Consider the following 12715-nt stretch of genomic DNA (forward strand, 5'->3'; position numbering starts at 1 on the left):
TGTTTAAAACAACCGCCTCATGCGGTCACCTAAAACCAATTCCCCCTCTACATCTTTATATTCCAGCAGATTTATCCCTGGTTTTTTACCTGCTTCCAAACTGCCATACCTGTCTGTAATCTCTAAAAACTCTGCCCCGTTATAAGTGGCCCATTTCAAAAGGTCATCTACAGAAACATCAAAATGAAGCTGCAAGGTCTGCATCTCAGCAAATATACTCAGTACATCGTTACTGGCTAAACTATCCGTCCCTAAAGTGATCTTCAGGCCCGCATCTCTTAGCAGCCCTACATCCGGCAGCCTGTTTTCTATATACAGATTTGCATTGGGGCAAAGGCACCAGTACAGATCAGGATGAACTGCCTCTGCAAATTTAATGTCTTCTGCAGAAGTAAATACATTGTGTACCAGCAACAACTTCTGACGGGCAGATAGCTGGGGCAAAACAGTCTGCAACGATGTTTTGCCTGATGGTTTAAAAAACTCGATATTTAGGCCCAGAAACTTAAACAAGTCAAGAAAAGCACCTGTTTTATCTCTAAAAAAGGAATTTTCATCCGTTGTTTCCTGATTGTGCATGCTCGACAATCCCTGCACCGCATCACCATAAGCTTTAAGCTCAGCAAACAGCTCTGGTGAAACTGAATAGGGTGCATGGGGAACAATAGATGCTTTTAAGGGCAGGAATTTATTTATAAACTCCAGTGCACGTTCCATCGATAGCTTTGCCGTATCAGGATTAAAACCCAGCAACTCCAGAAAAGTATGGTAATAGAGCGGGCTTCCGGCTTTTATACCGGCAGAGACAGCCTGGTTGGAAATATCACCAACCGCCACTATCCCATTATCAAACATCTCTACATCCGCCTTCAGCATTGCCAGATTGATCGCATACTCATCTGATGAACGCAACTTTATCACCTCCTGCACAAAGGCTGGCAAACCTGTATACCGGGGAATCTCTCCCTTTAAATTAGACAATTCGAGGTGGCAATGGGTATTTACAAATCCGGGAACCAGCAGGCCTTCATAACGGACAATATCTGTAATACCCCCGGCACTGGCCTCTTCTGGAGTTAACACAGCAGCAATTGTACCTTCTTCATCCATTGCTAATACCCCGCACGCTATTGGTGCCGCAACAACAGGATATACATAATCGGCTGAAATATACGTCAGCATCTATTTATCAAGTGATTGAAACCATGGCAAAGCACTCAGCATCATCGGCAATACAGTCGATTCATGTGTACCTCCCGGTACCGGTACCAGCGCGACCTTAGTAGCCCCACCTGCCTTAAATTTGTCAAATGTAGCCTGCGAACTCTGGTAAAAGACCGTCTCATCTGCAGTGCCATGATACAGTCTCGTAGCGGTCACCGGTACAAAGTTTAAAAAACTGTTACTGACAAAAGCGGCCTTCAGCACTTTTTCTTCATTTGCCTGCTGCATATTGGCGTAGAAAGCAGGATTCAACAGCACAGTTGGGTTGGCGCTCAACTGTGCACTGACTGCACCTGCATCCTTAGTACCATCCAGCAAAGCAGGAATTCGACCGGCATAGGGTTCTCTAAAGAAATCTGTAAGCGGGCGGTTCCAGCCATAGGTCACATTATAGGAATTTAAAATAAATGCCAGGTATGCCGGATCACTATACGTTCCATTGGAAATAATGGTGCTCAGCATACTGGTAATATCATAGCCTCCTGCTCCTGCAGCAACCGCCTTTAGCGATAAGCCCGCAATCGGGCTGGCTTCTATAGATTGTTGTGCAGCCATTGTTACATATCCGCCCTCAGAATACCCAATCATAAATAATCGCTCATTAAAAGCGGTTTTTTCTTTTTTCAAATAAGCAGTAGCCGCCTTTAGCATATCCACTACCGCAAGTGCCGAATGCTGCTTATCGTAATATGGATGAACAATGCTTTTCGATACTCCGTAGCCTATAAAATCTGGTATTACCGTAATGAAGCCTGCAGCAGACAATAATTCATATCCGGTAAATGCAGCCATTTCAGGCACATTGGAAGGTGCAGCTGCAGCCAAAAAGGTAGTACCATGCTGTGCACTGATAATCGAAGGCACAACAGGCATATTCTTTGGTATTACCAGCGAGCCTGAAGCAGTGATCTCATTTCCTTTATAAGTTGTTTTGTAGATGATTTTGATAAAACTCACATCGTACTTAACCAGCGGAACAGCATCTTCATAACCTCCCAGCTGTGCCAGCAATTTAAGCTGGGTGCTGCTGTAAGATCCCGATACACTTGCAGAAACAAGATTACTTTCGGTAGTGTCAGGCGGGTCAGCTTCTACTGGTTGCTTCTTTTTGCAGCCCAGAGAAAGCGATACTGTTAGCAGGAAAAAAAGCACGAGTCTACAATTTTGTTTCGTCATAACAGTAGAATAAATACGCTTTTATTACTTAGCAGGGATGAGCTTATAGAGTGTACCTGTAGCTCCTTCTGTTAAAGCATAAATATAGCCATCGGGACTTTCCGCTACATATCTGAAACGCCCTTTTCCCTGAAACATCCTGTCTTCCGATTTATAGGTAGTACCATCAAGTGTGATCCTGTTAAGGTGTGAAAAAGCCAAAGCACCTACCAGCAAATTGCCTTTCCAACCCGGATATTTATTGCTGGTCACGATTGTCATACCACAAGGCCCAATAGAAGGAACCCAATAATGCTTAGGATTTTCTATCCCTTCCAGTTCTTTGTTAGGGGTCAATACTGTACCATCATAGTTGATGCCGTATGAAGTCTTAGGCCAGCCATAGTTCTTTCCCTTTTCAATCAGGTTCAGCTCATCGCCACCTTTAGGACCATGCTCTACCGACCAGATCCGGTTAGTAGCTGCATCATACACCATACCCTGCGGATTGCGGTGACCATAAGTCCAGATAGAACCATGTGCACCCTCCTGCCCTACAAAAGGATTATCAGTCGGCACCTTTCCATCATCAAAAATACGGTGCACCTTGCCATGGCCATTATCCAGCAACTGTACTTTGGGCTGTGTCCCTCTTTCACCAACACCTACAAAAAGGTATTTATCCTTGTCAAATACCAGCCTGCTGCCAAAATGGAAGTCTGCTTTTATTGCCGGCTTTGCTTCAAAAATATCCTGTTTTTCAATCACCTGATTGCCTTTCAGTTTAAATCTGACTACCGCAGTAGTTGCCAGGTCACCTACAGGTTTAGAAAAGGTAATATAGATCCAGCCATTCTTTTTATAATCAGGATGCAACTTGATGTCCATCAGTCCACCTTGTCCCTTAGCTACTACCGCAGGAACGCCAACCAGCTTTTCTCCTGTAAATTTATCATTCTTAAATACAAAAATCTCTCCCGAACGGTCGGTAACCAACAGACGCCCGTCAAACAACCACACCATTCCCCATGGGTTTTTTAACCCATCGTACAATTTCTCAAGGGTAACTTCAGACTTGACTCCATCCTGGGCCTGACAAGCAGAGAATACGAAACCCGACAAGAGTGTCAACAGCAGAAAAATTCTTTTCATAAAATATATAAGTAATTGATTTACAACTATTAAGTCCGGAATCCCCCTAAGAATACCGGACTTACAATTAAACCCTAAGATACGAAAAATAATTGGGATTATTTTGCCTTATCCAGTGCTTTTCTCACTTGTGGCGCAACTTTGTTACCAAATATCTCGATAGATTTCATCATTTCAGCATGCGAAGGATCACCTACATCCATATGCCCTATGAACCTCGTAATGCCAAATAGCTCGTGCATGTAAAGGATCTTTTCTGTCACTTCCTCTGCCCCGCCCATAAACAGCGCACCGTCCCTGGAGCGGCCCCCATCGTATTGCGTCTTAGCATACGGAGGCCAGCCGCGCGATGCGCCTACCCTGTCCATTTGCGAAGCATAGTTGTAATAATACTGGTCTATATTCGCCTCATTATCACTCAAAAAAGCATGAGAATGAATCCCTATCTGCATATCGGCCAGATCATGGCCATGATTGATATATTCCTCTTTATAAAACTCTATCAATGGCTGAAACTGCTTCGGCATCCCGCCTATAATGGCTACCACCAGCGGCAGGCCCAGCTTTGCCGCACGTGCCACCGATGCAGGGGTTCCCCCTACGGCAATCCAAATTGGAAGTTTACCATTATTGGTAGCCCTGGGATATACCCGCTGATCACGTAATGGTGCCCGCAGTTTGCCTTGCCAGTTTACCACCTCATTGTTGTTGATGTTCAGTAACAGGTCAAGCTTTTCTTCAAACAATTGATCGTAGTCCGACAAATTATACCCAAACAAGGGAAATGACTCAATAAAACTTCCACGGCCCACCCCTATTTCTGCCCGCCCGTTAGAGATCAGGTCGATGGTAGAAAAATCCTGGTACACCTTTACCGGCTCCGCCGAACTCAGCACGGTAACGGTACTGGTCAGTTTTATATTTTTAGTGATGCTCGCGGCAGCAGCCAGCACGATCTCAGGCGAGGAAACCGCATAGTCCGGCCGGTGGTGCTCACCAAGACCAAATACATCCAGGCCAACTTCATCAGCCAGTTTGATCTGCTCTAAAATCTCCTGTAACTTCTGCTTTGCTTCTCTTGGTTTACCTGTTGCCGCATCAAACGACAAATCGCCAAACATACCGATACCTAATTCCATATTCACTCCTTTTATTAAGTCAAAAACTCTTTTTTTAATACCTCAAAGTTAATGACACCCGCCACGATCCACATTGATATAGGATAAGAAATATCAGCACTGTTCCACGCACTTAAATAAGGTTTATTGCTGAAAAATCTCCGGGTATTTCCTGATGAAATATACCGGTGTGCAGCTCCAGGCATGGCAATAACTATTAACCGGAAAAAAATTATAAGGTGACAATAGCTCATTATCGGGATCATAAGCCTCCCAAAATGTATCTGCCCCTTTCTGCACCATGCCGCCCCAGTATTTTTCCAATGCAGCTTTGGCCTCCTGCGTCAATCCCGATTTGATCAAAGCCGCTACATAATAATGGTACAAGTAAGGCGTACCCGGCCTTACAGCATTCTTATTATTCACCAGCGACTTCAACGCCTTTTGCCCCTCTGCTTTTGTCGCCACGCCACTAATCACCATCCATGCCTGCGAAGCATAGGAAACCTGTTTTTCCGGTCCGCTTACATACACTCCTTTTTGCTTGTCGTACAAATTCACTCGTGCTGCTGCTGTCATCTTTGAGATCAGCGCTGGTATATGCGAAACTTCCTTTTCCTTTCCTAATTCTTTGGCTAGCAACCATGTTTCCTTCAGCGCAAAGATCATGATCCCCTGCAGGGAAGCTTGTTTATCCAGTCCCTCCCTCCAGTCTACAAACAGCCACCATTCCTTTTGGGCCTCAGCAGCATTAAATAATCCTTTCTGGTCCAGATGCTTATTAATATTTTCAAGTTGCTGTTTAGCGACGGGCCAAAGATCAGTAGCCGTCTTCTTATCGCCTGTAGCGGCTAAATATTCCTTCAGTGTGGTGTTAAAAAATAAAGAATACTCAAACAAAAAAGCCCCCTGCTGCGGATGCGGCGCCGGTGTTTCAAAGGCATTGGGATATAGAAACCCTTTATCATCTGCCAGCCCGGCTATCATATACAGGCACCGTTTGGTGAGGTCATGGTTTTTAAAAGAATAGTTATTTGCCATCGCCTGAAGGTAGAGATCTCCTATCCAAAGCCTTCTGTCGCGCTTAGGCCCGTCCTCATAAATGGTCTGCATGCATTCTTTTAACGTATTCAGTCCGACAGCATCAATTTTGGAAATCACTGCGCTGGTCTTAGAACTAAGCAGCGGCGGCGTAACGTTAACCGAACTTACCGCACTAAATTTCATTTCTGTGATCTTAAAATCAAAATCACGGGGACTGGCGAGTAAATCAATTTTGAGGTACCTGAAAGACATTCGTCTCGGCAGCGTGATCGTAGCCGGCAGTTCCATCACGGTTATGGTCTCGTCCTGAAGCCATGCCCTGCTCAAAGTACCCGGATACGGATCGAAGGGCGTGGACAGTTCAGCAGGAACCTCCGCAAAGGTAAGTTTAAACCGCAGTGGACCGTCCAGAACGCGCTGACTCTCCTTGATGGTAAACGTATAATAACCGGTCAAATGCGCGCCGAAATCAATTACCGTTCCCGACTGTGTTCTAAAAGACTTACTATAAAAATCTTCCAAAGTCCCTGCAGGTCCGGTTTTCCAGCCCTGAAAGGCACTTGTGTCTGGAATGAGCTTTACAACACCTACAGGGTGTATTTCCTGCCCGATTAGTTTTGGTTTGAATGCTTCTGCGACGGTCAGCCACTCGCTGGCAGCCTGCGGTCCGTAATAATCCTGGGCATTGACTTTCTGAAAAGCCAACCAAGGCAGGAAAGCGATAAAGAGGGCAATATATGCGTATTTTAATTTCGACATGACTGTTTTTTCAAATGTTGTCATTTTTTTCTATTTGAACAATACTTCCTTTTCCTGATTGGGGTAATGTTTTGAAAAACAGTCGGGTAAAAGGTTAATTTTACTACATTTGAACAGGGATTATCAATTATTGATGCAAACACTTAAAAAACTATTATCCATAGGGATCCAACCCGGTATGTTTTATCGGGAACGCCGGAAAATTTCTGTAATCAATATCGCAGGACTTATTGGCGGCTTCTCATCGATGATATTCATGCTTAAAAATTACAACAATGGGCTAAATGACCTTGCTGTATTAAACGGCATTACCATGCTGGCCGGATTTAGTGTCCTGTATTTTAATTTCAAACATTATTATACCTACCCTGCTGTAATAGTGGGCCTCATTTACTCCCTCAGCTGCGCTACAAGCGCGATGATGTACAACAACAATATGGAATTTTACCTGCTGCTTTTCATGGGTATTTATTTTATCTTGCTGAATGACTTCCTGACATTGCTTCTATTCAGCGTAGTAAATGCAGTCCTGTTTTTATTTATTTTTTCAAACCCACATTATTTATCAGGATACCCTGCCGTTTCAGAACTCCACCGTTTTATCGTGCTGCTCAATGGAATTCTGCTGTTCCTGTTCTTCCTTTACTATTTTAAAAAACAAACATTAAATCATCAGCATCAAATTGAAGCGCAAAACAAGAAATTAATGCTGCTCAACAGGAACAAGGAAAAACTGTTTGCCATTCTGGCCCACGACATACGCGGACCAATAAACAGTGCAGGAGCCGCTTTTGCCATGGTCCAGAATAAGATGATCTCAAAAGAAGAGTTTGAGGAGATCTCCTTAAAACTTAACCAGCAGATCAGCAATGTAAGAGAAAATGTAGATACCCTGCTAATGTGGAGCCAAAGCCAGCTCAATGGCATTAAAGTAAATAAGGCAAACATTTCATTGAAACCTGTAGTACTAAAGCTGATCTCTTCGTTTGAAATATTACTGGAATCCAAGGATCTGACCATGGTTACCAGTGACCTGCCTGATCTTAAAATATATGCTGATGAAGACCACCTTGAGATCATCCTTAGAAACTTACTGAGCAATGCCATAAAATTTAGTTTCCCTAAGGGCACCATCATGATCAGCGCTGCACAAAAGGACAATTGTGCGGAGATCTCCATCCAGGATTTTGGAATTGGGATCAGTTCGGAAAATGCAGCGATTATCCTTCAAAGCCATTCTTTTTACTCCAGCTATGGCACCCTCAATGAAAAGGGAACGGGCCTCGGCTTAAAGTTTTGCAGTGAATTTGCAGAAAAGAACGGTGGCCGGATCAATTTGAAAAGTAAAGAAGGAGAAGGCAGCTGCTTTACGCTAAGGGTACCTCTTGCGGAGTGATTGAGTCCTATATCCCTTCTTAGTGCCACCACTTTAAAGGTATCTTACATGCCTTGTCCGGTCTACCAGCTTGCAGATGTCACCGCGATCGAATACATAAAAATAATAAAAATTCGATATTAATTGATTCCTTTGTAAAAATAAATTCAATTTACAATTACATGTCTGATTCTACCACCCGATTAAATAAATACATAAGTGAAAGCGGTCTGTGCTCAAGAAGAGCGGCCGACAGGTATATTGAGCAAGGGAACGTATATATTAACGGGAAAAAAGCCAAAGTAGGCGACAAAGTTTTCTTTGGGGACATTGTAACTGTAAACGGGCAGTCCATCGAACCCAAGGAGGTTGAAAACACCATACTGATCGCTTATAACAAACCGGTCGGTATTACTAGTACCACTGAAGCCGGTGTAAAAAGCAATATTGTAGACCATGTAAACCATAGCGAAAGGGTCTTCCCTATCGGACGTCTGGACAAGGATTCCCAGGGACTGATATTCCTTACCAACAATGGGGACCTGGTCAACAAAATCCTTCGTGCGGGCAACAACCATGAAAAGGAATACATTGTCACAGTAAATAAACCTGTTACCGAATCTTTCCTGACCGGTATGTCAAAAGGGGTACCAGTACTGGGCGTGATGACCAAAAAGTGTAAGGTCAGCAAAGAAGGGCCCAATGTTTTTAAGGTCACTTTGATACAAGGCCTGAACAGGCAGATCAGAAGGATGTGTGAACATTTTGGATTTGAGGTGACCAAACTGGAACGCGTGCGCATCATGAACATCGGCATCAAAGGGATTCCACTTGGCGAATGGCGTGAACTGACACCGGGAGAGCAGACAGAGATCTATAACATGGTGGCTAAGTCAAGCTCTTTGGAAGGTGCATCGGCGGCGCCAAAAAGGGTCACTAAAAAACCTAAGGCAACAAAAGAGGAAGACCTGATGGAAAATGTAACGCCAAAAAGGTCATCTGCCAGAACCCCTGGATTTAAAAAACCTTCCAGCCGGGCTGCTGCATCGGTAAGCAGGGCCGACAGACCAGCAGGTGGGAAAGGCAAAGCCGCCCCTAGAGGTGCAGCCAGATCTACTGCCAACGCTAAACCGGCCACAGGTAGCAGTGACTGGTTTAAAGGAAGCGGGCCAAGCAAGCGATCTGTTAAGCCTGGCAATGGACGGGCTGGCGCCCCTGGTGCCAAGACCAGAAGTCCGAAGCGCAAGTAATATATAGCCATCTTTATTCAGTAAAAACATCGCTATTCCTGCTTAATCTTTTTTTAGGTAACTTTGCAGGCACAAATGCTTACTATCAAAAAAACAGACATACGTTCTCTTAACCTGGAACAGCTGCAATCGCACTTCATTGCGTTGCAGGAACCTGCCTACAGGGCCAAACAGGTATACCAATGGCTTTGGGAAAAGTCTGCACGTTCCTTTGAGGAAATGAGCAATATCTCTAAAGAACTGAGGCACAAGCTGGACGAGAAATACACCATCAATGCTGTTGAAGTAAACAATTCACAGTTTAGTAACGACCATACCATTAAAAATGCCTTTAGGCTTTATGACGGCAATATAGTAGAGGGTGTGCTGATCCCGATGGATGAACGCATGACTGCCTGCGTAAGTTCGCAGGTAGGATGCAGCCTGACCTGCAAGTTTTGCGCTACCGGATACATGGACCGCAAAAGGAACCTCAATGCCGATGAGATCTATGACCAGGTGGTACTGATAGATCAGCAGGCTAAGAAAAACTACAATGCGCCGCTTACGAATATTGTGTATATGGGCATGGGCGAGCCATTGCTGAATTATGCCAATGTTTTGAAATCAATAGAGCGTATTACGGCACCCGACGGGCTGAATATGTCTTATAAGCGGATCACTGTTTCTACAGCAGGTATTGCCAAGATGATCAAAAAGCTTGGGGATGATGGGGTTAAATTTAACCTGGCGGTATCACTGCATGCTGCCAATGATGCCAAGCGGAATGAGATCATGCCAATCAATGAACAAAACTCATTAAAGGCACTTGCAGAAGCACTAAAGTACTATTTTTCAAAGACGAAGAACCCGATTACTTACGAGTATATTGTATTTAACAATTTTAATGATGAAATTCAGGATGCCATGGAGCTGGCCAGGTTTTGTAAACATGTGCCCTGCAAGGTAAACCTGATAGAATACAACCCAATACAGTTTGCTGATTTTGTCAATGCAGAAGAAGACAAAATAGACGCTTTTTCTAATTATCTGAAGAGTCAGGGCATCAATACCAATATCAGGCGAAGCCGTGGAAAAGACATTGATGCCGCATGCGGGCAACTGGCAGTAAAACAGGAATAAAATTTTAGGGCCCGGGCCTTAAAATGATATACCTTAGCTGATGCATTTTGTAAACCATCTATTCCAAAGCTTGTCCCTGCTCATTAGGGACTTGGTCAGTCTGCTATTTCCAAATTTATGCTGTGCCTGCGGATTGCAGCTATATCGCGGAGAAGCTCATCTCTGTACAGGATGCATAAGCAATCTGCCTTATACAGATCACCACACTGACCCGCAGAATAAAGCTGCGAAAAAACTATGGGGAAGGATAAGGTTTAATGCCACAATGGCCATGCTGCATTTCAAAAAGGGAGGCCGCGTCCAAAATATCATCCATCATTTAAAATACGGAAACAATAGCGGTATCGGAATAAAACTGGGCATGATGATGGCAGAGAGACTACAAACTGCCGCAGCTTTTGAGCACATAGACCTGATCATACCTGTGCCCCTACATAAAAAAAGGGAACGAATACGGGGTTACAACCAAAGTAAAAGCATAGCGGAGGGGATAGCGGCTGTACTTGGAGTGCCCGTCATTCATACCGCCCTCATCAGAAAGATGGATACGGAAAGCCAGACCAATAAAAACCGGTTTGGAAGATACGAGAACATGAAAGATGTGTTTAAAATTATGGACGAATGTGCATTGCGCGGAAAACATGTGCTGCTGGTAGACGATGTGATTACGACAGGCGCTACCATCGAATCCTGTGCCAATGAACTAAATAAATGTGGTATTAAAAAGCTAAGTATTGCAGCCGCAGCTTTGGCAGACTAAGGAGTTTTGTGTAGTTTTATTTATGCGTTTGATTGTGTCATTGATGGTATTGCTTTCTATTGGCTTAATGGCTTGCCGTAAAGCTAATGATATCACCACAGACAAGAACGTAAAGCTCTTTTTTTCAACAGACACCGTGTTTTTTGATACGGTATTTACTTCTGTAGGCTCGGCCAATAAACGGATCAAGATCTATAATAAGGAACAAAAGGCAGTGAAGGTGAGCCATATTAAACTGAGCGGGGAATCAGGTTCGTTTTTTAGCCTGATTATTAATGGAACTCCCGCCAACCAGATAAGTGACCTTCAGATAGATGGAAATGATTCTATCAGCATTTATGTAAAAGTCAACATTAATCCGGACGATCAGTACCAGCCCTTTATTGTACAGGATTCTATATTATTTAATACGAACGGCAACAAGCAGTCTGTGCCTTTGGTAGCTTATGGGCAGAATGCAATTTTCATAGACAACCAGGTGATTTCCACAAGCAGTACCTGGAACAGCACTTTGCCTTATATCATCTCCAGATCTGTAATGGTAGCGGCAGGCGTTACACTAAACATCAAGCCGGGAACAAGGGTTTTATTTCATGGAAACGCTGCGATGAATATTATGGGCAGCTTAAAGGCCGAAGGGACAAAAGACCGCCCGGTAATATTTGCGAGTGACCGGCTGGAACCTTATTACAGTGAAGAGCCCGGCCAGTGGAAGGGGATCCGTTTTTTTAGCAGCAGTAACAGTTCGAGTATTGGTAATACATTGATTAAAAATGCAATTGTGGGTATTACAGTAGACTCTTTGTCTTTAAACAGTTCCGTTAAGCTGACCCTTAGCAATAGCATTGTGAAGAACATGCAGGCAGCTGGACTGGCAGGGTTTGGAACAGAGATCAATGCCTTTAATAACTTATTTTACAACTGCGGACAATATCTTTTTTACGCGGTCGGGGGCGGCAGGTATAACCTGAAGCAGAACACATTTGCAGGATATAATTACCATCTTCCACGCAGCACACCTGCAGTGTATTTTTCTGACATTTCGGTCGGGTATTTAGCTGGTGATTTGAGCGTGGAACTGGTCAACAATATTATCTGGGGCAGTTTGGCCGAGGAAATATTGATTGATAAAAAGACCGGTTTTAATGTGGAAACCAATGTAAGAAACAACATCCTGAAAACTTTGTTGCAGCATTTTGATGATCAGCTAAACCAATTGAACATCAATCCGCTGTTTACGAATACAAATGTCTGGAATTTTGAGCTTCAGGAAGGCAGCCCGGCCTTTAATAAAGGTGCAGACCTCAGTATGGACCCTCATGTAAACCTGTTATCAAGAGACCTGAACAATGTACCAAGGATCTTCCCCGCTACGCTGGGTTGTTATGAAAAAAAATAAAAAACTAAATTCTTAAAACAATTTTACATCCTTACCGTTTATATGATGAGAGCGTTAATTTAGATGGTAAGGGCCGGCATTTCTTCATTGAGGTACCGGCCCTTTACTTTTAATTACGCTATTCCTAAAAGCTCTTAGTTTTTTTATTGGTTTTGAGCAATGCTAAAATGTATTAGTAAAATAAACTCAATAAAAACACACAAATAATTCAGTAATATTTTGCTAAATAAAAAAAAATGTGTTCCTTTGTCTTGAGAGCGTTAATTTAAGGGTCGATACTTCCATGCCAATGGGATATCGGCCCTTTATTTTTTACCTCATTTTATTTGACTTATAGCCCTTATAGCTTTTAAACCG

The 12715-nt window shown here is 43.5% G+C and carries 10 protein-coding genes; 5 read left to right on the plus strand and 5 right to left on the minus strand.

Annotated elements, in window-relative coordinates; all coding sequences use genetic code 11:
• Window positions 1–3 precede the first annotated feature (3 nt).
• From EZ437_RS01250 to EZ437_RS01270, 5 genes are all read right to left on the minus strand, one after another.
• Window positions 4–1182, minus strand: coding sequence for an amidohydrolase family protein (locus tag EZ437_RS01250; RefSeq protein WP_131592378.1), 1179 nt, complete (start codon window positions 1180–1182; stop codon window positions 4–6).
• Entirely contained in the window at window positions 1183–2400 is a 1218-nt protein-coding gene (locus tag EZ437_RS01255; protein WP_131592380.1) for an alpha/beta hydrolase family protein, read from the minus strand. It lies immediately after the preceding gene.
• Between the two features lie 24 nt (window positions 2401–2424).
• Window positions 2425–3531: a PQQ-dependent sugar dehydrogenase gene (locus EZ437_RS01260; RefSeq protein WP_131592382.1), complete on the minus strand. Its 1107-nt coding sequence runs from the start codon at window positions 3529–3531 to the stop codon at window positions 2425–2427.
• A gap of 98 nt (window positions 3532–3629) precedes the next feature.
• Window positions 3630–4670, minus strand: coding sequence for an Atu2307/SP_0267 family LLM class monooxygenase (locus tag EZ437_RS01265; protein WP_131592384.1), 1041 nt, complete (start codon window positions 4668–4670; stop codon window positions 3630–3632).
• 123 nt (window positions 4671–4793) lie between these two features.
• The gene (locus tag EZ437_RS01270) at window positions 4794–6476 is read right to left on the minus strand and encodes an alpha-L-rhamnosidase-related protein (RefSeq protein WP_225869465.1); all 1683 of its coding nucleotides are present in this window, start codon (window positions 6474–6476) and stop codon (window positions 4794–4796) included.
• A 109-nt stretch (window positions 6477–6585) separates the two neighbouring features.
• On the opposite strand from EZ437_RS01270, the gene EZ437_RS01275 reads away from it, so the two are divergent.
• From EZ437_RS01275 to EZ437_RS01295, 5 genes are all read left to right on the plus strand, one after another.
• Window positions 6586–7848 (plus strand): sensor histidine kinase, encoded by a 1263-nt coding sequence (locus tag EZ437_RS01275; RefSeq protein ID WP_131592386.1) that lies wholly within the window; start codon window positions 6586–6588, stop codon window positions 7846–7848.
• 161 nt (window positions 7849–8009) lie between these two features.
• Window positions 8010–9077 carry a 23S rRNA pseudouridine(2604) synthase RluF gene (rluF, locus tag EZ437_RS01280; RefSeq protein ID WP_131592388.1) on the plus strand — a complete coding sequence of 356 codons (1068 nt, stop codon included), beginning with the start codon at window positions 8010–8012 and terminating at the stop codon, window positions 9075–9077.
• Window positions 9078–9152: 75 nt separating this feature from the next.
• Entirely contained in the window at window positions 9153–10199 is a 1047-nt protein-coding gene (gene rlmN / locus EZ437_RS01285; protein ID WP_131592391.1) for a 23S rRNA (adenine(2503)-C(2))-methyltransferase RlmN, read from the plus strand.
• Window positions 10200–10239: 40 nt separating this feature from the next.
• Complete coding sequence (locus EZ437_RS01290; RefSeq protein WP_131592393.1) at window positions 10240–10959, plus strand: ComF family protein; 720 nt, start codon at window positions 10240–10242, stop codon at window positions 10957–10959.
• A complete protein-coding gene (locus EZ437_RS01295; protein ID WP_131592395.1) occupies window positions 10934–12358 on the plus strand; it encodes a hypothetical protein in 1425 nt (474 codons plus the stop codon). The genes EZ437_RS01290 and EZ437_RS01295 overlap by 26 nt, the downstream gene beginning before the upstream one ends.
• Window positions 12359–12715 lie beyond the last annotated feature (357 nt).

It is taken from the genome of Pedobacter psychroterrae, from assembly GCF_004331695.1.
GTDB lineage: Bacteria > Bacteroidota > Bacteroidia > Sphingobacteriales > Sphingobacteriaceae > Pedobacter > Pedobacter psychroterrae.

What these genes read in the sequence shown, in the direction of transcription:
- EZ437_RS01260 (WP_131592382.1), bottom strand. Translation starts at nt 3,531, where the DNA reads ATGAAAAGAATTTTTCTGCTGTTGACACTCTTGTCGGGTTTCGTATTC.
- EZ437_RS01250 (WP_131592378.1), bottom strand. Translation starts at nt 1,182, where the DNA reads ATGCTGACGTATATTTCAGCCGATTATGTATATCCTGTTGTTGCGGCA.
- rlmN (WP_131592391.1), top strand. Translation starts at nt 9,153, where the DNA reads ATGCTTACTATCAAAAAAACAGACATACGTTCTCTTAACCTGGAACAG.
- EZ437_RS01270 (WP_225869465.1), bottom strand. Translation starts at nt 6,476, where the DNA reads ATGACAACATTTGAAAAAACAGTCATGTCGAAATTAAAATACGCATAT.
- EZ437_RS01290 (WP_131592393.1), top strand. Translation starts at nt 10,240, where the DNA reads ATGCATTTTGTAAACCATCTATTCCAAAGCTTGTCCCTGCTCATTAGG.
- EZ437_RS01265 (WP_131592384.1), bottom strand. Translation starts at nt 4,670, where the DNA reads ATGGAATTAGGTATCGGTATGTTTGGCGATTTGTCGTTTGATGCGGCA.
- EZ437_RS01275 (WP_131592386.1), top strand. Translation starts at nt 6,586, where the DNA reads ATGCAAACACTTAAAAAACTATTATCCATAGGGATCCAACCCGGTATG.
- rluF (WP_131592388.1), top strand. Translation starts at nt 8,010, where the DNA reads ATGTCTGATTCTACCACCCGATTAAATAAATACATAAGTGAAAGCGGT.
- EZ437_RS01255 (WP_131592380.1), bottom strand. Translation starts at nt 2,400, where the DNA reads ATGACGAAACAAAATTGTAGACTCGTGCTTTTTTTCCTGCTAACAGTA.